This is a genomic window from Clostridium saccharoperbutylacetonicum N1-4(HMT), assembly GCF_000340885.1.
Lineage (GTDB): Bacteria > Bacillota > Clostridia > Clostridiales > Clostridiaceae > Clostridium > Clostridium saccharoperbutylacetonicum.
This window is the reverse complement of record NC_020291.1, coordinates 1-25,960: the sequence shown is the minus strand read 5'-3', so window position 1 is coordinate 25,960 and position 25,960 is coordinate 1. Positions and strand designations below refer to the sequence as shown.

At 31.5% G+C, this 25,960-nt stretch carries 14 protein-coding genes, 6 tRNA genes and 3 rRNA genes; all 23 read right to left on the bottom strand.

Features of this window, described 5'->3' with window-relative positions; genetic code table 11:
- Positions 1–19: 19 nt before the first annotated feature.
- Entirely contained in the window at positions 20–3,751 is a 3,732-nt protein-coding gene (addA, locus tag CSPA_RS00115; RefSeq protein WP_015390195.1) for a helicase-exonuclease AddAB subunit AddA, read from the bottom strand.
- Between the two features lie 81 nt (positions 3,752–3,832).
- A complete protein-coding gene (gene addB / locus CSPA_RS00110) occupies positions 3,833–7,309 on the bottom strand; it encodes a helicase-exonuclease AddAB subunit AddB (RefSeq protein WP_015390194.1) in 3,477 nt (1,158 codons plus the stop codon).
- A 19-nt stretch (positions 7,310–7,328) separates the two neighbouring features.
- A complete protein-coding gene (locus CSPA_RS00105) occupies positions 7,329–7,823 on the bottom strand; it encodes a GNAT family N-acetyltransferase (RefSeq protein ID WP_015390193.1) in 495 nt (164 codons plus the stop codon).
- 181 nt (positions 7,824–8,004) lie between these two features.
- Positions 8,005–8,095 (bottom strand) — tRNA-Ser (locus CSPA_RS00100).
- A gap of 23 nt (positions 8,096–8,118) precedes the next feature.
- Positions 8,119–8,209 (bottom strand) — tRNA-Ser (locus CSPA_RS00095).
- Between the two features lie 231 nt (positions 8,210–8,440).
- Positions 8,441–8,531: transfer RNA gene (locus tag CSPA_RS00090), tRNA-Ser, on the bottom strand.
- A gap of 63 nt (positions 8,532–8,594) precedes the next feature.
- Positions 8,595–8,822, bottom strand: coding sequence for a DUF1667 domain-containing protein (locus CSPA_RS00085; RefSeq protein WP_015390192.1), 228 nt, complete (start codon positions 8,820–8,822; stop codon positions 8,595–8,597).
- A 12-nt stretch (positions 8,823–8,834) separates the two neighbouring features.
- Positions 8,835–10,229 (bottom strand): NAD(P)/FAD-dependent oxidoreductase, encoded by a 1,395-nt coding sequence (locus CSPA_RS00080; RefSeq protein WP_015390191.1) that lies wholly within the window; start codon positions 10,227–10,229, stop codon positions 8,835–8,837.
- 2 nt (positions 10,230–10,231) lie between these two features.
- The gene (locus tag CSPA_RS00075; protein ID WP_015390190.1) at positions 10,232–10,753 is read right to left on the bottom strand and encodes a transcription repressor NadR; all 522 of its coding nucleotides are present in this window, start codon (positions 10,751–10,753) and stop codon (positions 10,232–10,234) included.
- 14 nt (positions 10,754–10,767) lie between these two features.
- Entirely contained in the window at positions 10,768–11,277 is a 510-nt protein-coding gene (locus CSPA_RS00070; RefSeq protein ID WP_015390189.1) for an HD domain-containing protein, read from the bottom strand.
- 96 nt (positions 11,278–11,373) lie between these two features.
- Positions 11,374–11,449: transfer RNA gene (locus tag CSPA_RS00065), tRNA-Ala, on the bottom strand.
- A 1-nt stretch (position 11,450) separates the two neighbouring features.
- Positions 11,451–11,527: transfer RNA gene (locus tag CSPA_RS00060), tRNA-Ile, on the bottom strand.
- A 12-nt stretch (positions 11,528–11,539) separates the two neighbouring features.
- A 5S ribosomal RNA gene (gene rrf, locus CSPA_RS00055) occupies positions 11,540–11,656 on the bottom strand.
- Positions 11,657–11,767: 111 nt separating this feature from the next.
- A 23S ribosomal RNA gene (locus CSPA_RS00050) occupies positions 11,768–14,677 on the bottom strand.
- Positions 14,678–14,796: 119 nt separating this feature from the next.
- Positions 14,797–14,872 (bottom strand) — tRNA-Ala (locus CSPA_RS00045).
- 137 nt (positions 14,873–15,009) lie between these two features.
- Positions 15,010–16,522, bottom strand: a 16S ribosomal RNA gene (locus CSPA_RS00040).
- Together the 16S, 23S and 5S rRNA genes with 3 tRNA genes alongside form the textbook arrangement of a ribosomal RNA operon.
- A gap of 495 nt (positions 16,523–17,017) precedes the next feature.
- Positions 17,018–19,489, bottom strand: coding sequence for a DNA gyrase subunit A (gene gyrA, locus CSPA_RS00035; protein ID WP_015390188.1), 2,472 nt, complete (start codon positions 19,487–19,489; stop codon positions 17,018–17,020).
- 21 nt (positions 19,490–19,510) lie between these two features.
- The gene (gyrB, locus tag CSPA_RS00030) at positions 19,511–21,418 is read right to left on the bottom strand and encodes a DNA topoisomerase (ATP-hydrolyzing) subunit B (RefSeq protein ID WP_015390187.1); all 1,908 of its coding nucleotides are present in this window, start codon (positions 21,416–21,418) and stop codon (positions 19,511–19,513) included.
- A 52-nt stretch (positions 21,419–21,470) separates the two neighbouring features.
- Positions 21,471–21,731, bottom strand: coding sequence for an extracellular matrix regulator RemB (remB, locus tag CSPA_RS00025; protein WP_015390186.1), 261 nt, complete (start codon positions 21,729–21,731; stop codon positions 21,471–21,473).
- Positions 21,732–21,745: 14 nt separating this feature from the next.
- On the bottom strand, positions 21,746–22,828 hold the full coding sequence (gene recF / locus CSPA_RS00020; protein ID WP_015390185.1) for a DNA replication/repair protein RecF: 1,083 nt from the start codon (positions 22,826–22,828) through the stop codon (positions 21,746–21,748).
- 71 nt (positions 22,829–22,899) lie between these two features.
- Positions 22,900–23,106 (bottom strand): RNA-binding S4 domain-containing protein, encoded by a 207-nt coding sequence (locus tag CSPA_RS00015; protein WP_015390184.1) that lies wholly within the window; start codon positions 23,104–23,106, stop codon positions 22,900–22,902.
- Between the two features lie 36 nt (positions 23,107–23,142).
- On the bottom strand, positions 23,143–24,243 hold the full coding sequence (gene dnaN / locus CSPA_RS00010; RefSeq protein ID WP_015390183.1) for a DNA polymerase III subunit beta: 1,101 nt from the start codon (positions 24,241–24,243) through the stop codon (positions 23,143–23,145).
- Positions 24,244–24,504: 261 nt separating this feature from the next.
- Positions 24,505–25,860 carry a chromosomal replication initiator protein DnaA gene (gene dnaA, locus CSPA_RS00005; protein WP_015390182.1) on the bottom strand — a complete coding sequence of 452 codons (1,356 nt, stop codon included), beginning with the start codon at positions 25,858–25,860 and terminating at the stop codon, positions 24,505–24,507.
- Between the last annotated feature and the right edge of the window lie 100 nt (positions 25,861–25,960).

Genomic DNA, 25,960 nt, shown 5'->3' with positions numbered 1-25,960 from the left:
TTTTTAGTGAACATAATGATTATACTATTTCAATTTCCTTCTCCAATGAAAATGAATATAAATATTTATATTTTACACTTTTACCAGTCATTTTAAATATTGCATTACTATAATAATCTAATTGCTTTTTATATTTTTCCTTAAATTCCTCTTCTTCACCTTGTTTTAAATAGTCAGTTTTATAATCCAATAATATCATATCCCCATTATATTCAAAAAAGCAATCAATTATTCCCTGCAATCTAATCGTTTCATCCCTATATTTATAATTTAGTGATTTATCTACCTCCAAACTACTTATCTCAGTATAAAAAGGTATCTCTCTATAAATTTTATTTCCTTGTTTATTTAATTCTAGAATTTTTCTTCCTAAGTTGGATTTAAAGAAATTTAATATTTTATATGGATTAATAGTTTTTAATTCTTCAATAAGTAAAAGTTCATCTTCTACTAATTCTTGTAATTGTTCCTTAATATCTTGTATTGATGAAACTTTATTTAAGTTAATCTTCTTCATCACAAAATGAACTGCTGTACCTTTTTCTGCTGAAGTTAATCCCTTCTTTTCTTGAAGAAATCTTGGAGTAATCATAACTTTTTCCTTATATACATTTTCACTATTATAATTTATCTCTTCATTTCTTCTTTTTAAATCTGAAACAGAAATATTACTTTTAATAATAGTTGACGATTTAAATGGATATTCATAAGATAATATCTTATTTATTTCTTCAGTAATATTTTTATCTAATAAACTTCTAGATATTATTCTTTGTTCACTGTTATCTTCATTTTCTGTATTTTCAGTATTTATATCATTAATCAATTCATTTTTATTCCATAAATTAATTTTCCAATTAGATATATCATTCTTATACATTTCCTTTAAAGTTCCAACAACTTCCCAGAGAGCGACACCATCTCTATGATGGCATAATGCCATTCCAATCCAGTCCATATAGGATCTTCCGTTTAAAACTTCTGATGGTAAAATCCGATTATATTCTAAAGATGCAGAACTTAACCATTTATCTATAGATTTTTCAATATTTGAAACTGTACCTGTCATTATTAATTTTTCTTTTGCTCTAGTAAAAGCAACATATAATATTCTCATCTCTTCAGACAATGTTTCAATCTTCATTTTCTTTTTTATTGATTCCTTTGCTAATGTACTAATACTAAATCTCTTTTCTAAATCTACAAAATCTGGACCAAATCCTAATTCATCATGATACATCATATTCTTATTTAAATCCATTAGATTAAAGTTCTTTCCAGCTCCACATAAGAATACTACTGGGAATTCCAATCCTTTACTTTTATGAATACTCATAATTCTTACTACATCTTCATTTTCGCCCAATACTTTAGCACTTCCCATATCTCCTGATGATTTAGTAAGTTTATTTACAAAATTTATAAAATTGAACAAACCTTTGAAACTTGTTCTTTCAAATTGTTTTGCTCTTTGAAATAATATCTTTAAATTCGCTTGTCTAAGAATTCCATTTGGCATAGCTCCTATATATCCATAATATGCTGTATCCATATATAAATACCATATAAATTCATCAATTGCCATATATATTGACTTATTTCTCCACTTCTCAATCTTATCAATTAAATATTTACATTTGCTAATTAATTCTTTCGAATAAGGCAACTCATTAGCTTTTTCAATTTCATTATTTACATATTTAATATTTTCATAAAAATAGCAATCTTTATTTATAAGTCGAATATCACTTATTTCCTCTGTAGAAAACCCCATAATTGGAGATCTCATTAAAGCTATCATTGGGATATCCTGCAAAGGATTATCAATCACTTTTAGAAGGGAAATTATCGTTCTAATCTCAATTGATTCAAAATAACCTGTTCCTGTATCTGCATATGCTGGTATTCCTTCTGCACCTAACTCATCAAGCATGCTTTCAGACCAATTCTTTGTTGCCCTAAGAAGAATTACTATATCTTTATATTTTAATGGTCTATATTCTCCTGTTTCCTTATCTAAAACCTTAAAAACATTCTCAACACTTTGAGACATTAATTCCTTAATTCTTCTCGCAACAATTCTTCCCTCTAAAATAACATTGTTTATTTCTTCATGCTCTTCAATATCTTCTTCTATTAATTCTTCAGATTGCTTATTTACTATATTAAGCTCTATCGCCCCACCAACAATCATATTATTATTTTTTTCTTTAAAATTTGCACCTAAATTTAATGCTTCCTCATCTGAATATTCAAGTTCTCCAACAGTTTCAGACATTACTTCTTTGAAAATATAATTAACTCCATCAATAACTTCTTTTCTACTTCTAAAGTTTTTAAATAATTGAATTTTTCTATTTCTACCTTGATCTAATTGATAGTTATTATATTTTTCAATAAACAGCTCAGGTTTTGCCTGCCTAAATCTATATATACTTTGTTTTACATCACCAACCATAAATACATTAGGATTTTCATTCTCTTTCCTAGAAACTAAATTTATGATAGTTTCTTGTACATTATTTGAGTCTTGATATTCATCAACAAGAACTTCTTCAAAGTATTCTTTAAATCCAATAGCAACATTGGAAGGAACTATATTTTTTTCTTCATCATAATCAATTAAAATCTGTAAACATAAGTGTTCTAAATCATTAAAATCTAGTAAATTTCTCTCTCTCTTTTTATTACTAAATTTTTTATCAAATTGCAAAACAATGCTCGATAGTTTTTTTATATATGGATATGCGCCTCTAATATTACTTATCATTTGCTCTGGTGTTACTGAAAATGTATTATTAATTAATTCTGTTATTTTCTTTTTAATATCATCCCGTATTTTTTTTACAGTACTTTGTGCTATCTCATCAGAAATTTCACTCTTTTTAATAGTCTTTAATCTATTAAAACTTATTGCTGATAGTGCTTTATACATTTCATCTAATCCATTTTCAACTGATTCATAAGCATTTTTTATATAACTTAGTTCACTTTCAAAATTCTCTCTATATGCTTCTAATTCTTCAGTTTCAGTAATTATTTCAATGGCCTTTTCCATCGCCTTTATATATCCACTGATTTCAATCTTAATGCTTTTAGATAACACATTAACCCATTTAGTTTTATTTAATTCCTCTAATGAACTGATATTAAAAGCTTCTGCATTATCTTTAAGCCATTTTTCTGGCCATGGACCAGACATAATAAAACTATGTAAATCTAGAACTAAATCTTTTAAATTCTCATCATTTTTATAACTACTGAAAGCCTCAATTAAGTTAATAAATTCTTGATCCTCTTCATCATATTTTTCTTCAAAAAGCTCTTCTATTACTTCTGATTTTATTAATATTATCTCTGTTTGATCACCTATCCTAAATGATGGATCCAAATCAACCTTATGAAAATTATTTTTAATTACATCTAAACAAAATGAGTGCATAGTAGTAATATTAGCTCTATTTAATAAAGTTAATTGTTTTTGTAAATTTTTTGAGTTTGGATTTTTTTCTAATTCCTTTGATATAGCGTCAGCTATTCTTTCTTTCATTTCTGCTGCTGCTGCATTAGTAAATGTAACTACTAATAATTTATCTATATCAACTGGATTTTCTTCATTAGTTATTATTTTTATAATTCTTTCTACTAGAACAGCGGTTTTACCAGATCCAGCTGCTGCTGCAACTAATAAGTTACAATTTCTAGTTTTAATTGCACTTAGCTGCTCATTAGTCCATTTTGTTTCTCCCATATATTAATCTCTCCTACTTCTAATTAAAATAATCCAAACTATAATAGAAACTGTTTCACACTATTCTTTATTATCATTAACTTAAATTAAATCATCTGAATTTTCTTCTTCACTCAAGTCATTTATATCCTTCTTTATATTTTTCCAAATATCATTTGTTGCTTTTTTTGTTATTACATTATACTTGTTATCTTTTATAGTTGTATCAAATTGACATATAGATGAAAAATCACAATACTCACAATGAGTTTTATTAGATCTTTTAGTTGGCTGTATTTTTATTTCACCACTTAACATTTCTTCACATAATTCAACCATCTTTTTATTAACATATTCTCTAAGCAATGTAAATTCCTCTTCAGTAATAACATCACTATTAGACTTAAATTCTCCATCAGTCTTAAATGCAGCTGGTATAATTAACGAGTAACCATCAATGTCTTTATCCATTGCCCTAACTACTCTAGCATCTTTTAAAATTAAACCTTTTAATTTTAAATTATTTAACACCTCTTTTTCAATTTCCTCTAATTCCATTTCCCTATTGTTTTTTATTATAGGATCATCTATTTTAAAATATAATATAGCTCCTGGTTTTGCTTGTTTATTCAAAATATATTTAGAGTTTCTAATAAGTGCATCTAAATATACTAATAACTGCATCTGTAGACCATAATAGAGTTCATTTAACTCAAATTTTTTGCTTCCAGTTTTATAATCTATAACTCTAATATACGTTTCTCCATCTAAATCTAACGTATCTATCCTATCAATTCTACCTTGAAGATATACCTTTTCATCAGAACTTAGATCTAAAGTTATAGCTTCCCCAGAATTATAATCTCCAAATTTAAATTCAGTCTTAAATACTTCAAACTCGCCTTTTCCTATTTGGTTTGCTATAACTGAAACTGATTTAGATATTACTCTCTTAAACCTTTTAGTTAAATATTTAAATTTATTTGTACTATTTAATATTGAATTACTTTCTGAATTTAATTTTTTATCAATAATATTAGATACTATTTCTTTACATTTTTCATTATTTAATTCTGACCATAATATACCTTCTTCTTTAACTTTATTAGTAAAAGAATCTAACATTTCATGAACAAATGATCCTAGATCTGGAGGTGCAAATTCATATATTTTTCTATTTTTCGCTTTTAGCCCATATTGAACAAAATAAGAAAAAGGACATTCAGCATATTTTTCTAATCGTGAAACACTAAATACTAGTTTCCCCATATCATTTTGATAAAGCTCTCTAAGCTTCTTTTTAGCAACTCTATCACCTACATTTGAATATGTAAGTCCCTTAAAAATATTTTCAACCTTCTCTTTATATTTCTGATTTTCTTTAAACCAATTATAAACTTCTGGCCAATAAGCTTCTATATCTTCTTTATCAAAATCTCTCCTTACAGCAACTATGAGTTCATTGAACGTTGGAATAGGAGATATAACCTTTGTAAATTTATTTCTTGTGTTATCTAAGTTATAGATTGAACTCTCTTCTATTAGCTTAGGAAATATCTTCTTTGTTCTATGTATGACTGTTGATGGTCTTAAAGATTTGCCTTCAAAATCAGCCATTGGGTATGATAATATTAGGCGCTCACTGCTTATTGTTAATGCTGTATATAATATATATTGCTCTTCAAACACCTTATTTCTTGTCGTTGCAGCTAAATTTATTCCAACTTCACTTAATATTTCTCTATCTCTATCAGATAATATTCCTTCATCCTTTTTAGCAGCAGGAAATACACCATCATTAACTCCAACTATATAAAGTACTTTCACTTCTCTTCCTTTGATTCTTGCTACATCTCCAATATTTACTTGATCTAATGCAATTGGTATAACTCCTATTTCTTCATTTTCAAATCCTGAATTTAATATTTTAAAAAACTCAAAATAATCTATTATCTCTTCTCCAATTACGTCAACTGCTTGATCTAATATATCTATAACTATACTTTGAACTTGACTATATTCTTTAACCTTATCTTCTAGCCCTATTTCTTCAAAATTTTTAATCCATTGATCTATTCTTTCAAATGCATTTATATCAATTAAAAATTCATAAATAGCTGCGCACATATCTTTAACTTTATGCTTTCCATTTATTTTATTATGAAATATAATGAGAGGCCTTCTTATTTCCTCCATAACTTCAGCAATTGATATTTGTTCATTCGTTATATCTTCATTATTATTAAACCATTTTTCAGAAATTATTTCGTCCACAGTCCATTTGTATCCTTTAATCCCGTGCTCCAATATAAAGTTTTCTAAAATATCTATATATGAACTATCAATCCCAGTTAACCCACTTTTCAAATATTTAAATACGCTCTCATAAGACCAATTTTTAGATAAAATTTCAAAAGAAGAACTTATAAGTATAATTAGAGGGTTACTTAATAACTGAATTTTCTTATCCAAAAAATATGGTATATCATAATCTTTAAAAATTACAGCAGTTATTTTTTCATAATCCTCTATATTTCTGCATACAACAGATATATCTTTATACCTATATCCTTTATTTCTAACAAGTTCTGTGATGCTTTTAGCAACTCTCTCGACTTCATCATAAATATTATTTGCCTTGTAAAGTTCTATGCTATTACATTTTTCAAAATACTTATTAAATGGATAATTAAAAAAGTATTTTTCTATATGACAAAGCTCACTGTTATGTTTAAATCTATATGGCATAGAACTGTTTAGATAAATAGGTTTATCATAAGCTATATTATTTTCGCTCATTATTTTTAATATCTTATTTTCTGTATTTTTTGTTACATTAAATATATTAGTTACATCTTTATCATTATCTTTGAATGGTTGAGCATCCATACAGAGAGTTATATTAACTCTTTTACATCGCTTAGCTAATAATTTTAATATTTCTAACTGTTGGGGAGTAAAAGTAGTAAATTCATCAACCCATACTTCCGAATCAACATAAGCATTACATTTCAATAATTTTTCACTTAATAACGTTAGTTCATCATCTCCATCAATATAATTTTCATGCATTTTCAAATTGAAAGCTTCATAAATTACATCTAATTCTTTAAGTTTTTTTATCAATTCAACATTATCTATATTCTTATCTATTTCTTGAAAACTTTGTGGATTTATATTATATTTTTTAAATTCAGAAATTACTTCTGATATGATTCCATAGAATCCTTGCTCCTTAGATATTTTTTTAAAATAAGTTAAATTATCCATATTTTCATTTAGTACACGGTGAATTAACATGTTCTTTCCAGACTCTTTTATTATTTCTTTAACACGTCCTCCATATTCTTCAAAAACTTCACGAGTCATTTTCTTGAAACTCAGCACTTCCGTTCTTAAAAAAGCCTTTTCTCCAATTGAATGTAAAATTTTATTTTCAGTTGTAAATGTATATTGTTCTGGTACTAATAAAATTAATTTGTTTTCAAAATTTTCTCCATATATGTTTTCTTTTATTTCATTAATACAAAATCTGCTTTTACCTGTTCCTGCTCTTCCATAAATAAATCTTATGCTCATATACATTTTCCCTCACATATTAATTATAGTTTGTATCTTCTCTAAATATCTCCATAATTATAATATCCATATATTCACCATCTACATAAATATTATTCTTTTTTATTCTACCTTCAACAAATCCGCATTTTATATAACAATTTATCGCTCTTAAATTATTTTTAATAACTTCTAATTCAACCTTCATAGCATTTAATTCACCAAATAAGTATCGTAATAATGTTTTTATAGAATCTTGCCCATATCCCCTTCCCCAATAACTACTTCCAATCGTTATGCCAATAGAATATATCAATTTATCATAAATTTCTTTATACGTTATAAAACCAATTAAAATGTCATTTTCATTAATTATACTAAAAGCTTTTCTTAAATTTATTTCTTCACCGTTATCTTGTATAGTATTATGTCTTATATTAAATTTTCTTACATTTTCCTCATTAGATATCTTATATAACATTCCAATATCTTCTTGTTCCAATGGCCTCAAAGATACTTTATAACCTTTAAGCATATTCCACCTTCTTAAGTTAATTAATATATCATCCTATTCTCTTATTATAATATACTAAATGCTATTTCTCTTTCAAAATAATAATTAATTTAAATTTATTATATAATTTAAAATTAATTATTTGTAGGCGCCTTTTTACACTAGAACATAAAAAAAACACCTAACATAATGTTAGATGTTTTGGCGGAGGATCCGGGATTTGAACCCGGGCGCCAGTTACCCGACCTACGCCCTTAGCAGGGGCGCCTCTTCAGCCACTTGAGTAATCCTCCATGTGCCCTACATATTTAAAATATGGCGGAAAGATAGGGATTCGAACCCTAGGTACGCTCACACGCACGCCGGTTTTCAAGACCGGTGCCTTAAACCAACTCGACCATCTTTCCGTAACTCACAAAAACTATTATATCAACCAAATTTACTATTGTCAACAATTTATTATAATTAATTTGGTTTTACTACACATTAATCTTTTATCCTAAGTAAAATCAAAATGCATTTTTGAAAATATTAATTACTTGAACTTATATCTTATCTATCCAACCTATATCATTAAAATGATTAGATCCTTAACCACTTTTATAACATCTAATAAAAATATTTTTAGACAAAAAAAATGGCGGAAAGATAGGGATTCGAACCCTAGGTACGCTCACACGCACGCCGGTTTTCAAGACCGGTGCCTTAAACCAACTCGACCATCTTTCCACGTCTCACGACAGATATCATTATATCAATCAATTAGACATGTGTCAACAACTTTTTAATAATTTATTCTATTTTTTTTGTACATACTATATCTACTCCAGTATTCATTACATTTTTACAAACAATATCTCCTATATTTATAGGTGTACTTACATAAATCCTACCAAGCACTTTAGAAAATTCTATCCAAAAATGTTTTTCTATAGGTTTATTACTTTTTACTGAAACTACTTTGTAGTTTTGGCTACCTCTAATTCTAACCAGACTTGTAAATACATCTTTAGATGTCATACTTACTTCCTCCTAAATTTCATTAAATTCTTTAATTCTTCCTACCAAAATTTTAGAATCCATAGAATCATCTACAATATTTAAGATACTTTTATTCATCTCCCTTGCTAATATCTTCATAATCTTCATATTGCAATATGACCCATTACACCCACCAAGACCTATACCAGTACGTCTTTTAACACCTTCTATAGTTCTAGCACCTAAAGGTCTTCTTATAGAATCAACAATTTCTCCTTCAGTAATATTATTACACCTACAAATAATATTTGCATATCGCTTATCTAAAGCTATTATTTTATTTTTCTGCTCTTTAGACATATTACTAAATACGTATTCCTCTCTTTTTTTATCTATATAATCTCTTTTTTTAGTTATATTCATATTTGTTTTTATTTTTTCTTCTATTTCTTGAGCAATAGCAGGCGCAATAGTAACTTTGGCATAGTTATTTCCAGAAATTCTTATATATCCATCTTCCAAATTACTATCATCTATAAACATATTACTTTGATTATATACTTCAGTAAATATACTATTTATTGACTCTCTGTTTATATTTTTTAATGAATTTTGAGATAATATCAAATCATTTTCAAAACTTAATATTTTATCACTCTTTATTCCAATTAGATTTCCACCTATCACACAAGGAACATTTATAATAAATGTATCTTCATCTATATAATTTATAATAACAGTATTTATATTTTCTTCTAACTTTTCATCTAATAATATACATCTTACTTTCTTATTTTTCGAATTGCATTCCATTTCATTATGTTCATCATTAAAAACTTCATTAGGAATTGTATTTACCACAAATTTGCAAGTAAATTTATTCTTATTTGTTGTAACCTTAAATCCTTTAGAAATAGATTTTATATCTATAACCTCTTCTTCTAATCTAAAATTAACCCCATTATCTACTGCAACCTCAGCATAAGAAACAGCTAAATTATATGGTGATATTATTGAAATATTTTCTGAATATAAAGCTTTACTAGCATTTACTTTTAAATTAGGCTCTATCTTACTAATTTCTTCATTATTAACTATATGTACTCCATCAATTTCTCTGATTTTTATTTTTTCATACATATCGTCAATTATATAAGCTTTTGTTTCATTTAAATTAACTTTTAATAGTCCAACTTTTTTGTATGAAAGATTAAACTTTTCACAATGACTTTTAATCAAATTCATTCCTCTAAACTCTAATGAACTCATCAAATCATTTTCTGCTTCTGACCCATCAAAAATAATTGCTGTATTTGCAAAAGAAATATCATTGGCTACATCATAATCTTTTTCAATTAAAGCTATATTCAAATTATACTTTGAAAGTTCATATGCTACAGCACATCCAATTATTCCCCCACCTAAAATTAACACATCATAATCCATAACTAATCCTCCAAATCTGAAACTATAAACTTATTTAGCTTTAATTCTGATATAATTAAATTAATATCTTCCTGATTCTCAGCAGCTATTGTATGAATATGAACTCCATTAGTCAATGCTGATAACAACTTAGCTTCTTGTGCTTTATATCTTTCTATAAATTTATTTAAATCGTTATAATTCTTAATCATCAGCATTCCCTTTATCTCACCATATAATGGATGTTCTACTATTACATCTTCAATCATTCCACCATATTTAATTACTATACTTAATTCATTAAACATATCTTCTTCTGAATGCATTACTGCAATAATCGCCTTAACCTTATTTTGATTTGCATTAATTATATATCCATCTGGAGTTGCTATTATATTATTACCTTTTGCCCTAAGAATAGCTATATCCTTTACTATAACTTGCCTAGTAACACAGTATTTTTTAGCTATAAAACTTCCTTTTAGGGGCTCTTCGCTCTCTAACAATAATTTAACTATGTACTCTCTTCTCTCAATAGAATTCATATTTACCTCCTATTCTAATTACAATTATCACAAATATATACTATTTCTATATACTTATTTTCCTTTAACATATCCACATTATGATGATATCTAACACAATCTATTATATCTTGATTCTCTTGACCAATGACTTTTAATAATTCTACTCCAATTTTAGGATGATTATAATAATTAATTATTCTCGTATTTTTATTATACTTTAAAAATTTACCAAAGGTAATCTTATTTATAATTATAATAATACTTTTATATATTATATTTAATTTAACTTTAGATTTTCCTATATCATGTAATAATGCACATTTACACATTATATATTCATCAATATCATGTATATTATTAGATCTAATATATTCTATTGCAGCTTTACATACTCTTATAGAATGCTGTCGTTCTGCTTTAGTAATTTTCATAAATAAACTCAATTCAAGATTACTAAGATACATATTTAACATTTTAAAATCATCTTTAATAAATAATGATTCTATTGCCCAATAAAATTGTTTAATCCTATATGCTATCATAATATAATTTCTCCTATTGAATATTTTAACCAATATTAAAAAGCCATAAATATTTATATAACAAAAAAAGTTATGAATTACTTCATAACTTTATTTTGGTGGAGATAAAGAGATTCGAACTCTTGACCCCCTGCGTGCAAGGCAGGTGCTCTCCCAGCTGAGCTATACCCCCATGGTGGACCTTCAGGGACTCGAACCCTAGACCTACCGGTTATGAGCCGGTTGCTCTAACCAACTGAGCTAAAGATCCCTTTATTAACTTACCTGGCAATTTCCTACTCTCCCACACAGTCTCCCATGCAGTACCATCAGCGTAATAGACCTTAACTTTCCTGTTCGGAATGGGAAGGAGTGTTACCTCTATGCCATCATCACCAGATATTACAAAGAAAATTATACTTATTAATATACAATATGTCAAGTAATTTTAAGTAATATTCTTTCAAAATTGCACATAGTTTTTTAATGTATTGTTTTACAACTTAACTAATTGGTCAAGCCCTCGACCTATTAGTATCAGTCAGCTAAATATGTTACCATACTTACACCTCTGACCTATCAACCTTGTAGTCTTCAAGGGGTCTTACTAGCTTATGCTATGGGAAATCTCATCTTGAGGGGGGCTTCACACTTAGATGCTTTCAGCGTTTATCCCTTCCCGACTTAGCTACCCAGCTATGCTTCTGGCGAAACAACTGGTACACCATAGGTCAGTCCATCCCGGTCCTCTCGTACTAAGGACAGCTCCTCTCAAATTTCCTACGCCCGCGACGGATAGGGACCGAACTGTCTCACGACGTTCTGAACCCAGCTCGCGTGCCGCTTTAATGGGCGAACAGCCCAACCCTTGGGACCTACTTCAGCCCCAGGATGCGACGAGCCGACATCGAGGTGCCAAACCTCCCCGTCGATGTGAACTCTTGGGGGAGATCAGCCTGTTATCCCCGAGGTAGCTTTTATCCGTTGAGCGATGGCCCTCCCACGAGGTACCACCGGATCACTAAGCCCGACTTTCGTCCCTGCTCCACTTGTAGGTGTCGCAGTCAGGCTCCCTTCTGCCTTTGCACTCTTCGAACGATTTCCGACCGTTCTGAGGGAACCTTTGGGCGCCTCCGTTACATTTTAGGAGGCGACCGCCCCAGTCAAACTGCCCACCTAACAATGTCCTGTCACCAGTTTCATGGCATCCAGTTAGAACTTCAATACTATCAGGGTGGTATCCCAACAACGACTCCACTAAAGCTGACGCCCTAGTTTCCCAGTCTCCCACCTATCCTGTACAGACAATACCGAAATTCAATGCTAAGCTACAGTAAAGCTCTACGGGGTCTTTCCGTCCAATCGCGGGTAGCGAGCATCTTCACTCGCACTACAACTTCGCCGGATTTGCAGTTGAGACAGTGCACAAGTCATTACGCCATTCGTGCGGGTCAGAACTTACCTGACAAGGAATTTCGCTACCTTAGGACCGTTATAGTTACGGCCGCCGTTTACTGGGGCTTAAGTTCATACCTTCGCATTGCTGCTAAGTATTCCCCTTAACCTTCCAGCACCGGGCAGGCGTCAGCCCCTATACATCAGCTTTCGCTTTAGCAGAGACCTGTGTTTTTGTTAAACAGTTGCTTGTGCCTATTCTCTGCGACCTGCTTTCGCAGGCACCCCTTCTCCCGAAGTTACGGGGTCAATTTGCCTAGTTCCTTAACTGCAATTCTTCCGTCGGCCTTAGGATTCTCTCCTCATCTACCTGTGTCGGTTTGCGGTACGGGCACTACTTCTCTCTCTAGATGCTTTTCTTGGAAGCATGGAATCAGATACTTCGGTTCCGTAGAACCTTCCCCATCACGCCTCAGAATTGTTGGAACGGATTTGCCAATCCCAACTCCCTAAACGCTTAGACTAGCATCCAATAGCTAGCACATCCTATCCTTCTCCGTCACACCCTCGATATTAACGATAATAGTGGTATTGGAATATCAACCAATTGTCCATCGACTACGCCTTTCGGCCTCGCCTTAGGTCCCGACTAACCCTGAGAAGACAAACTTTACTCAGGAAACCTTAGATATTCGGCCTGTAGGATTCTCACCTACATCTCGCTACTAATGCCAACATTCTCACTCGTAATCAGTCCACCGCTCCTTTCGGTACGACTTCAGCCCGATTACGACGCTCCTCTACCGCTCACGTATAAACGTGAACCCGTAGCTTCGGTGGTAAGTTTGAGCCCCGGACATTTTCGGCGCAGGATCTCTTGACTAGTGAGCTATTACGCACTCTTTTAATGAGTGGCTGCTTCTAAGCCAACATCCTAGTTGTCTTAGAAATCCCACATCCTTTTCCACTTAACTTACACTTTGGGACCTTAGCTGACGATCTGGGCTGTTTCCCTTTTGACCATGGAACTTATCTTTCACAGTCTGACTGCCGGACTGATAGTATATGGCATTCGGAGTTTGATAAGGTTCGGTAAGCGCTATGCCCCCTAGCCTATTCAGTGCTCTACCTCCACTACTCACATTTTCCGACGCTAGCCCTAAAGCTATTTCGAGGAGAACCAGCTATATCCGAGTTCGATTGGAATTTCTCCGCTATCCACAGCTCATCCCATGCTTTTTCAACAGCAACGTGGTTCGGTCCTCCACGAGGTTTTACCCTCGCTTCAACCTGGCCATGGATAGGTCACCCGGTTTCGGGTCTACAGCATGCAACTAATCGCCCTATTAAGACTCGGTTTCCCTTCGGCTCCGTACCTTAAGTACTTAACCTCGCTACATACCGTAACTCGTTGGCTCGTTCTACAAAAAGCACATCATCACACACGTAAGGTGCTCTGATCGGTTGTAGGCATATGGTTTCAGGTTCTATTTCACTCCCCTCCCGGGGTTCTTTTCACCTTTCCCTCACGGTACTGCTTCACTATCGGTCATCAGGTAGTATTTAGCCTTGGGAGGTGGTCCTCCCTGCTTCCCACAAGGTTTCACGTGTCTCGTGGTACTCTGGTGCAGAACTGTTCATTATCATTTTCACCTACAGGACTATTACCCCCTATGGTCCAACTTTCCAGTTGTGTTCGGTTAACAATAATTTCACGTTATGTTCTGTCCGCAACCCCAGAGATAAATCTCTGGTTTGGGCTCTTTCCTTTTCGCTCGCCGCTACTAAGAAAATCGATTTTTCTTTCTCTTCCTCCAGGTACTTAGATGTTTCAGTTCCCTGGGTTTACCTTCATAAAGCTATGTATTCACTTTATGATACATGGGGTTTCCCATGTGAGTTTCCTCATTCGGAAATCTTCGGATCTCTGACTATGTGCGTCTACCCGAAGCTTATCGCAGCTTATCGCGTCCTTCATCGGCTCCTGATGCCAAGGCATTCACCATACGCCCTTTGTAGCTTGACCTATTTATTAGTCATATCACAAAGAATATATATTCTTGGCTTTGTTGTATTTTTTATACATCAAATCTATGTGCAATTTTCAAAGAACAATAATTGATTCAATTACTAAATTAAATCAAATGGTGGAGATTAAGGGATTCGAACCCTTGACCCCCTGCGTGCAAGGCAGGTGCTCTCCCAACTGAGCTAAACCCCCATATCTTTTGAAAGACCTAGTCTTTCAAAATTGAACAGAACAAATACTTTAAGCAACCTGTCGAGTAAGTATTTTAATTTGATACATAAATGTATCTGTACTAGTCAGACATCATGCTGATCTAGATTTCTCCATAGAAAGGAGGTGATCCAGCCGCAGGTTCTCCTACGGCTACCTTGTTACGACTTCACCCCAATCGCTGACCCTACCTTAGGTCGCTGCCTCGCTTGCGCGTTAGCTCACGAACTTTGGGTATTGCCAACTCTCATGGTGTGACGGGCGGTGTGTACAAGGCCCGGGAACGTATTCACCGCGACATTCTGATTCGCGATTACTAGCAACTCCAGCTTCATGTAGGCGAGTTTCAGCCTACAATCCGAACTGAGACTGGTTTTAAAGTTTGGCTCCACCTCGCGGTTTAGCATCTCTCTGTACCAGCCATTGTAGCACGTGTGTAGCCCTAGACATAAGGGGCATGATGATTTGACGTCATCCCCACCTTCCTCCCGGTTAACCCGGGCAGTCTCGCTAGAGTGCTCAACTAAATGGTAGCAACTAACAATAAGGGTTGCGCTCGTTGCGGGACTTAACCCAACATCTCACGACACGAGCTGACGACAACCATGCACCACCTGTCTTCCTGCCCCGAAGGGCTTCCTCCATTACAGAGTAATTCAGGAGATGTCAAGTCTAGGTAAGGTTCTTCGCGTTGCTTCGAATTAAACCACATGCTCCGCTGCTTGTGCGGGCCCCCGTCAATTCCTTTGAGTTTTAATCTTGCGACCGTACTCCCCAGGCGGAATACTTAATGCGTTAGCGGCGGCACGGAGGTCATGACAACCCCCACACCTAGTATTCATCGTTTACGGCGTGGACTACCAGGGTATCTAATCCTGTTTGCTCCCCACGCTTTCGAGCCTCAGTGTCAGTTACAGTCCAGAAAGTCGCCTTCGCCACTGGTATTCTTCCTAATCTCTACGCATTTCACCGCTACACTAGGAATTCTACTTTCCTCTCCTGCACTCTAGATATCCAGTTTGGAATGCAGCACCCAGGTTAAGCCCGAGTATTTCACATCCCACTTAAATATCCACCTACGCTCCCTTTACGCCCAGTAAATCCGGACAACGCTTGCCACCTACGTATTACCGCGGCTGCTGGCACGTAGTTAGCCGTGGCTTCCTCCTCAGGTACCGTCATTATCGTCCCTGAAGACAGAGCTTTACAATCCGAAGACCGTCATCACTCACGCGGCGTTGCTGCATCAGGGTTTCCCCCATTGTGCAATATTCCCCACTGCTGCCTCCCGTAGGAGTCTGGGCCGTGTCTCAGTCCCAATGTGGCCGATCACCCTCTCAGGTCGGCTACGCATCGTCGCCTTGGTGAGCCGTTACCTCACCAACTAGCTAATGCGACGCGGGTCCATCTCATAGCGGATTACTCCTTTAATTGCTGCACCATGCGGTGCTACAATCTTATGCGGTATTAATCTTCCTTTCGAAAGGCTATTCCCCTCTATGAGGCAGGTTACCCACGTGTTACTCACCCGTCCGCCGCTAATCCATTCCCGAAGGAACTTCATCGCTCGACTTGCATGTGTTAAGCACGCCGCCAGCGTTCGTCCTGAGCCAGGATCAAACTCTCAATAAAAAGTTTAATCTTAGCTTACTCAAATAAAAATTGCTGGTTTACTTAAATATATTTATCTTATTCTGTTCAATTTTCAAAGACCATTTTCTTTCTTACAGCTTTCGCTGTAATCTTTTGTTTGTTTTTGTCACCCTCAAGCGACTTCACTAGTATATCACTTAACTTTAGCTTTGTCAACAACATTTTAATAGTATTTAAAATGTTAACACTATATGCTATAGTCGTAATTTTCTCAAGTTCTTTCACTCTTAGCGACGTGTTTTATATTAACATAATATTTATATGTTTTTACATAATATATTGCAATTAAATTAATTTAAATTAGTTATTCTCTATTTATTTACTTTTTCTTTTATTTTTCTAACTATGATACGCTAGGATCATTTGACATTGTTTACTAAGATTTTATTGTTTAAACTTGCAAAAAATTAAGATTACTAATGATAAATTTGAATTTATCGTTAGTAATCTTATTCATATAAAATTCAGTTAATATTATTCTTCTGAAGTTTCATCACTTTCATTAATAGAATCTTCTTCTGATTCGTCACTACCTAATATTTTAGCAATTGCAACAACTTTTTCATCATCACTGGTTCTCATTAATGTTACTCCCATTGCAGATCTGCTAGTAACTGAAATATCAGCTACATTTATTCTAATAGCTACACCGCTAGAATTTATAAGCATTAATTCATCATCAACTTTACATATTGTTGCTCCAACAAGTTTTCCAGTCTTTTCACTAATCTTATAAGTTATTAATCCTACGCCGCCTCTGTTTTGAAGTTTATATTCTTCAATAGGAGTTCTTTTTCCATATCCATTTTCACTTATTACTAGTAATTCTTCTCCATCAACTGCTATATCCATACATACAGCTACATCATCTTCTTTTAAGTTAATAGCTTTAACTCCAGATGCAGTTCTTCCCATATGTCTAACATTTTTTTCGTTAAACTTAACTGCATAACCATTTTGAGTTACCATCATTATGTTTGCATCTCCATATGTGTTCTTTACTTTTAATAGCTCATCTCCATCTTTTAGGCTTATAGCAATTAATCCATTTTTTCTTAGGTTTTTGAATTCACTTACTGGAGTTTTCTTAACAATTCCTTGTTTAGTACCCATAAATAAAAATCCTTCTTTTTTTCCATCAGCTACAGTTAATACTGTTTGAATTTTTTCATCAGGCTCTATTGCTATAATGTTTATTAAATTTGTACCCTTTGCTTGTCTTCCAGCATCAGGAATTTCATAAGCTCTTAATTTATATACTCTTCCCTTATTAGTAAAGAACAATACATCAGAATGAGTAGATGTTATCATCAGATGTTCAACAAAATCATCTTCTTTTGTTGTCATTGCTTGAATTCCTTTTCCACCTCTTCTTTGTGAAGAATAAGTATCAGCTGAAATTCTCTTTATATATCCTGAACTAGTTAATGTTATAACAACATCTTCTTCTTGGATTAAATCTTCTATATCAATTTCATTTATAATTTTTTCTATTTTACTTCTTCTTTCATCTGAATACTTAGCTTTTATTTCTAGAAGTTCATCTTTAATAACTCCTAATAATTTTTCTTCACTTGCTAAAATAGAATTTAAATATTCTATTTGCCTCATTAATTCATTTAATTCATCTTCAATCTTATCTCTTTCTAAACCTGTTAATCTTCTTAATCTCATATCTAATATAGCTTGAGCTTGCTTCTCTGAAAGATTAAATCTTTCTATCAAAGTATCTCTAGCAATTTCACTAGTATTAGAATTTCTAATTATGCTTATAACCTCATCTATATTGTCTAATGCAATCTTTAATCCTTCAAGTATATGAGCTCTAGCTTCTGCCTTATTTAACTCAAATATTGTTCTTCTTGTTATGACTTCTTTTTGGAAGTCTATATAGTTTCTTAATATTTCTTTTAAATTTAATACCTTTGGTTCATTGTCAACCAATGCTAACATTATAATCCCAAATGTATCTTGAAGCTTAGTATGCTTATATAGTAAATTTAGCACTACATTAGGATTAGCATCTCTTTTTAGTTCTATTACTATTCTCATACCTTCTCTATCTGATTCATCTCTTAAATCTGATATTCCAGTAATCTTCTTATCCTTTACTAAGTCTGCAATATTTTCTATAAGCTTCGCCTTATTTACAATATATGGTATTTCGGTTACAACTATTTTATGTCTTCCATTTTCCTCTTCAATTTCTGCATTAGCTCTAACAACCACTTTACCTCTTCCAGTTTCATAAGCAGCTCTAATCCCTGCTTTGCCCATAATAGTTGCTCCAGTAGGAAAATCTGGCCCCTTGATTTTAGTCATAAGATCTAATATCGTAACTTCTGGATTATCGATAAGCATTATAGTTCCATCTATTATTTCTCCTAAATTATGCGGTGGAATATTTGTTGCCATTCCAACTGCTATTCCTGATGAACCATTAACTAAGAGATTCGGAAATCTTGATGGTAAAACTACTGGTTCTTGTTCTTCTCCATCAAAATTTGGCATAAAATCAACTGTATTTTTATTTATATCTCTTAACATCTCTACAGCTATCTTATTCATTTTTGCTTCTGTATATCTCATAGCAGCAGCACTATCACCATCAACTGATCCAAAATTTCCATGACCATCTACTAACATATATCTCATAGAAAAATCTTGAGCCATTCTTACTAATGCATCATAAACAGAAGTATCACCATGTGGATGATATTTACCTAAAACTTCACCGACTATTCTTGCACATTTTCTATAGCCCTTATCAGGAGTTAATCCTAACCCCTGTAAAGAATATAGTATTCTTCTATGTACAGGCTTCAATCCATCCCTTACATCTGGCAATGCACGCCCTACTATAACGCTCATAGCATAATCTATATAGCATCGTTTCATTTCTTTATTAATATCTACAAGTTCAACTTTACCCTCATTAAAATCCATGTACTTCACCTCATATCAGTACTAAATGTCTAAATTTACAACATATTTAGCATTTTGTTGTATAAAATCTTTTCTTGGTTCAACCTTTTCGCCCATTAATATAGTAAAAATTTCATCTGCTGCCATAGCATCTTCTACATTTACTTTTAATAGAATTCTTTTTTCTGGATCCATTGTTGTATCCCATAATTGAATTGCATTCATTTCACCAAGACCTTTATATCTTTGAATATCAGTAGAATTGTCTTTTCCACCTACTTCTTGTAATACTTGTTCTAATTCTTTATCACTATAAGCATAATACTCTTTTTTATTCTTAATAATTCTGTATAGTGGCGGTTGAGCTATGTATACATGGCCATCATCTATTAATTGCTTCATGTATCTATAGAAAAATGTTAATAACAATGTTCTAATATGAGCTCCATCAACATCGGCATCTGTCATTATTATGATTCTATCATATCTAATTTTTTCCACATCAAAATCATTTCCTATACCAGCACCAAATGCAGTAACCATAGATCTTATAGTATCTGCATTCAATATCCTATCAAGTCTCTGTTTTTCAACATTTAGTATCTTACCTCTTAGTGGTAAAATGGCCTGGAATTTTCTATTTCTGCCTTGTTTAGCTGACCCACCGGCAGAATCTCCTTCGACTATATAAATTTCACATTCTCGAGGATCCTTTGAAGAACAATCTGCTAATTTCCCGGGTAATGCAGATCTTTCTAATACAGATTTTCTTGTTAATTCTCTTGCCTTTCTAGCTGCATCTCTTGCTCTTGCTGCCATCAGCGCTTTATCAACAATCATCTTTCCAACAGCAGGATTTTCCTCTAAGAATATCCCTATATTTTCACCTGCAATCGAATCAACTATTCCTCTAACTTCACTGTTTCCTAGCTTTGTCTTGGTTTGCCCTTCAAATTGTGGTTCTTCAATTTTAACTGATATTACTGCTGTAAGACCTTCCCTTATATCATCACCAGTGAAATTTTTATCATTTTCCTTTATATGTCCAAACTTCTTTGCATAATCATTAAAAACCCTTGTTAGCGCTGTTTTAAAACCAACTAAATGTGTACCACCTTCAACAGTATCTATATTGTTTGCAAAAGAGAAAATATTTTCAGTATAACCATCATTGTATTGAAGTGCTATTTCAACAGCTATTTTATCCTTTACTCCCTCTATATATATTGGTTCTTCATGAAGTGGTACTTTGTTTCTATTTAAATAGCTAACAAATGATTTTATTCCACCTTCGTAATGAAAAGTTTCTTTTTTATCATATCTTTTATCTATTAGCTCTATATAAATTCCTTTATTTAAAAAAGCTAACTCCCTTAATCTTTGAGCTAATACATCAAAATCAAATATAATTTCATCAAAAATTCCAGCATCAGGTTTAAAATAAGTTTCTGTACCAGTTTGATCACTATTACCGATTTTTACAACCTCAGTAAGTACTTTTCCTTTACTGTATTTTTGTTGCCATACATGACCGTCTCTTTTGACTGTAACTGTACAATCTTCTGAAAGAGCATTAACTACAGATGCACCAACCCCATGAAGTCCTCCAGAAACCTTATATCCACCACCGCCAAATTTACCACCAGCATGTAATATTGTCATTATAACTTCAACTGTAGATTTACCCATTTTAGGGTGCATCCCAACTGGCATTCCTCTACCATCATCGCTTACTGTAATTGAATTGTCTTCGTTAATGTTGACTTCTATTTTCTTACAAAATCCTGCCAATGCTTCGTCAATACTATTATCAACTATTTCGTAAACTAAATGATGAAGCCCTCTTGAACTAGTACTTCCAATATACATACCTGGTCTTTTTCTTACTGCTTCTAATCCTTCAAGAACTTGTATCTGATTTTCATCATACTTATTATTATTTTGTTCCAAATCAGACTCCTCCTAAACTTAATAAATATTAAAATTATTATTAATTATAAAATTAAGAACTATATTCTATATCAGTTCTTTTTGTTAATGTTGTTGATGAAATTGGTGAAAGGTATATCTTACTCTTATTATCAACTTCTGCAATAATAAATGATTTTGGTGTTTCATCAGTAATGCGTTCTACAAAACCATCTTCTTCTGCTAATCTCAAAAATTGTATTGTATCAGAGCTATACATTGTATTTTGAAGATCGAATATTCCAATTATATCTTTAATAGGAACTACAACATTTTCACCCAAATGTAAAAACACTAAATATTCCTCCTTTAATTTAAAACTTTACCATTTGATACTGTAAAAATCTTAACTTTTTCATCTAAATAATCATTTAAATCTTCGACACCAGTACATGTGATTACTGTCTGTATATCATTTATTGAACTTAGTATATATCTCTTTCTACTTGAATCAAGTTCAGATAGAACATCATCTAATAATAAGACTGGATATTCTCCAGTTATTTGTTTTATTATTTTTAAAGATGAAAACTTCATAGTTAAAATTGATGTTCTTTGTTGACCTTGAGATCCAAATATTTTGGTATCTATGGAATTTATAAATACACTAAAGTCATCTCTATGAGGACCTACTGAAGTTAATCCTCTTTCCCTGTCTTTTAAAACATTAGCTTTTAGTTTTTGTAAATAATTATCCTTAAAGTTCTCCAAATTCACAGTACAATTATATTTAAATTCAATTTTTTCCTTACTAGATGTTATTTCTTTATGGATTTCATCACCAAAAAAGTTTATCTTATCTATATATTCTAACCTTTTTGAAACAATATAATCAGCATATTCAATTAATTGCATATCATATACTTCTAAAATATCTTGATTAAATATTTTACTTTTTAATATAATATTACGCTCATTTAATACTTTATTATATTGAACTAAATTAAAATAATATTTTGGATTAATTTGAGATAACTCCATATCTAGCATTCGTCTTCTAATAGTAGGAGATTCCTTTATTACTTTTAAATCTTCTGGAGAAAACATTACAACGTTAAAGGTTCCAAATAATTCACCTATCTTATTTACTTTAATATTATTTACTTTAATAGCCTTTTTTCCATCTCTTAAAATGTTTATATCTATTTTTTTATCTAATCTATTCTTTCCTACAAGTAAACTAATATAAGCGTTATCCTTCTTCCAATTTATCAGTTCCTTATCTTTTGAAGTTCTATGTGATTTTGCAAATGCACTATAATAAATAGCTTCCAAAATGTTAGTTTTTCCTTGAGCATTGTCACCTACAAAAACATTAACATTTTTAATTAATTGTATATTTAGATTTTCATAATTTCGATAATTAAGCAAACTTATGTTTTTAACATACATAAAAATACACCTATAATAATTATATCATATATAATAAAATAACAGTTTATTTATTATTTTTAATAATCATCTCATATAATTTCATAATCTGAGTCATCAAAAGTTATTACATCTCCAATTTTTAATTTTTTTCCTCTTTGAATGCAAATCTCTTGATTAACCTTTACTAATCCATCTTGTATATAAAATTTAGCTTCTGACCCAGAAGAAGCTATCCCAGCCCATTTTAAAAAGGCATCTAATTTTATATTTTCAGTATCAATTTTTACTTTATTCATTTTATTGTATAAATATTAATAATAATATTTATCCTCCTATCTCATTAATCTTACAGGTAATACTAAATATTTAGCATTTTCATTATTTTCTTCTTCAATTACGCATGGACTTATTCCTGATGTCATTTTCATAACAACTTCATTTTGTTCCATGTTTTTTAATACATCCAATAAGTATTTCGAATTAAATGCAATTTGAATTCCTTCTCCTTGCAATTTTATCGATATTTCTTCTCGTACTTTTCCCAATTGAGAATTAGATGTTATTATTAGATTATCTTGCTGTATATCTAGTCTTATTAAATTAGTATTGCCATCCTTGGCCATTAAAGATGCTCTTTCTATTGCATTCTGTAATTCTTGCCTATTTACATTTACAAATAATTTATGTTCTTGTGGTAATAAAGAATTATAATTAATAAATTTACCTTCTAATAGTCTAGATATTATTTTAGTTTTTTCCAAATTAAATAGTATATGATTATTTGTAAATGTTATATCTACAATCTCATCAATATCTTCTAATATCTTAGATACTTCAATCAATGTTTTCCCAGGGATAACAACGTCTATATCCATATCATTATCTAAAAACTCACTTTTTATAGCTAGTCTATACCCATCAAGAGCTACTAAATTTAATGTTTTATTCTGTACTTCAAATAAAATTCCTTGAAGTATAGGTCTAGTTTCTTCTTGCGCAATAGCAAAAGATGTACCTTTTATCATGTTTTTTAAGATATTTTGATTTACTGATATTTTTAATTGCTCATTTATTTGAGGTAATTCTGGAAATTCATTTGAATTCATATAAACTACGTCAAATACAGATTTTTCACAAGTAATTTTTAGTAATTGATTTTCAATAATCTCAATTTTTATGCTTGAATTTGGTAATTTCCTTATTATTTCTCCAAATATTTTAGCATCAATAACAATGCTACCTTCTTCTATAACTGTTGCATCTACTAATGTTTGAATACTAACATCCATATCTGAAGCAATAAGTGTTAATGTTGATCCTTTGGCTTTTATATATATTCCTTCTAGTATAGGCATAGTTGATTTGCCTGTTATAGCCTTTTGTACGATAGAAATACCTTCTAATATTTTTTGCTTTTCACATGTAAAAATCATTTTGAATCCTCCTTATTTATTAACATGAAATTTAAAGATAATAAATAGATATAGATTAATATTTTTATAGTAATAATAGTAGTAGGGGCTGTTAATTTGTTGATAACTAGTTCTAACCTTGTTATATCAACAAAATTGCATTCAAAAATATTGTGGATAAATCAGTAACAAATTCAACTGGTTATCCACAAGTTACATAATATTATTGCCACAAAAATATTATCCACAAGTTATGATTGAATTATTATATACAGATGTGGATTAATTTTGAGTCAGCTTTTTTGTGATATCATTAACAGTGTGTTGTAATGAATCATCTGTTTTTAAGTTTTCAGATATTTTTTCATATGCGTGTATTACTGTGGTATGATCTCGTCCACCAAATTCTTCTCCTATTTTGGGTAAAGACATATCTGTTAATTTTCTGCTTAAATACATTGCAATTTGTCTTGGATATGCAACATTTCTAGTTCTTCTCTGTGATTTTAAATCTTCTACACGTAAATTAAAGTAACTAGATACTACATCTTGAATTAAATCAATAGTTACATGTTTTCCTTGTTTTTTAGATATTATATCTTTTAGAGCTTCAGAAGCTAAATCCACAGTAACTTCTCTATTTGTTAGTGAAGAATATGCAATTATTCTTATTAATGCTCCTTCAAGTTCCCTTATATTTGATTTTATTTTTGTAGCAATATAGCCCATTACTTCATTAGCTACATTTAAGTTTTCAACATCAGCTTTCTTTTTTAAAATCGCCATCCTAGTTTCAAAATCTGGAACTTGAATATCTGCGATTAATCCCCATTCAAATCTAGAACGCAATCTGTCTTCTAATGTTGGAATTTCTTTTGGTGGTCTATCTGATGATAATATAATTTGTTTATTAGCATCATGTAGTGCATTAAAGGTATGGAAAAATTCTTCCTGAGTACGTTCTTTTCCAGCAATAAATTGAATGTCATCTATAAGCAAAATATCAACATTTCTGTATTTATTTCTGAATTCTTCATTTTTATCATCTTTAATAGCATTAATTAATTCATTAGTAAACTTTTCAGAAGAAACATAAACAACTTTTGCATTAGGATTTCCTTCCAAAATATAGTGACCTATAGCATGCATTAGATGAGTTTTTCCAAGTCCAACACCACCATATATAAATAATGGATTATAAGCTTTTGCAGGAGATTCAGCTACTGCTAATGATGCTGCATGAGCAAATCTATTACTGTTACCTATTACAAAAGAATTAAATGTGTACTTGGGATTTAAAGTTGAAGACATTTCATCATTTACAATAATTGATTTTGAAGTTTTATTATTGGTAGGATTTGCTTTATCGTCTTCCTTATCGTAATTATCAGACATTATGATAAATTCAATTGTATATAATTTTGAACACACTGCTTTTATTGAGTTTGCAACTAGAACTTTGTATCGCTTGTCTAAGATGTCTTGAGTAAAGGAATTTGGAACGCTTATCTTAAGTGTATCTGAAGAAATAGATAGGGGTTCGCAACTTTTAATCCAAGTATTAAAGCTAACCTCACTTAATTCGCTTTTTATAATATCTAAAGTTTTATCCCACAAGTTTTTTAGATCGGCATCCATTCTTATTCCTCCAATAAATTTTAATAAAAAAAATTTTTTAGGATATTATGTACAGTTTATCAACATGTTATAAACATTTCTATATTATTGACAATTATGT

Bases quoted from the DNA above. Each gene is read 5' to 3' on its own strand.
- CSPA_RS00085 (WP_015390192.1), bottom strand. From the start codon at position 8,822: ATGACATCTAAAGATGTATTTACAAGTCTGGTTAGAATTAGAGGTAGC.
- CSPA_RS00070 (WP_015390189.1), bottom strand. From the start codon at position 11,277: ATGATAGCATATAGGATTAAACAATTTTATTGGGCAATAGAATCATTA.
- addB (WP_015390194.1), bottom strand. From the start codon at position 7,309: ATGAGCATAAGATTTATTTATGGAAGAGCAGGAACAGGTAAAAGCAGA.
- dnaA (WP_015390182.1), bottom strand. From the start codon at position 25,860: ATGGATGCCGATCTAAAAAACTTGTGGGATAAAACTTTAGATATTATA.
- dnaN (WP_015390183.1), bottom strand. From the start codon at position 24,243: ATGATTTTTACATGTGAAAAGCAAAAAATATTAGAAGGTATTTCTATC.
- CSPA_RS00075 (WP_015390190.1), bottom strand. From the start codon at position 10,753: ATGAATTCTATTGAGAGAAGAGAGTACATAGTTAAATTATTGTTAGAG.
- CSPA_RS00015 (WP_015390184.1), bottom strand. From the start codon at position 23,106: ATGAATAAAGTAAAAATTGATACTGAAAATATAAAATTAGATGCCTTT.
- gyrA (WP_015390188.1), bottom strand. From the start codon at position 19,489: ATGGATTTTAATGAGGGTAAAGTTGAACTTGTAGATATTAATAAAGAA.
- recF (WP_015390185.1), bottom strand. From the start codon at position 22,828: ATGTATGTTAAAAACATAAGTTTGCTTAATTATCGAAATTATGAAAAT.
- CSPA_RS00080 (WP_015390191.1), bottom strand. From the start codon at position 10,229: ATGGATTATGATGTGTTAATTTTAGGTGGGGGAATAATTGGATGTGCT.
- CSPA_RS00105 (WP_015390193.1), bottom strand. From the start codon at position 7,823: ATGCTTAAAGGTTATAAAGTATCTTTGAGGCCATTGGAACAAGAAGAT.
- addA (WP_015390195.1), bottom strand. From the start codon at position 3,751: ATGGGAGAAACAAAATGGACTAATGAGCAGCTAAGTGCAATTAAAACT.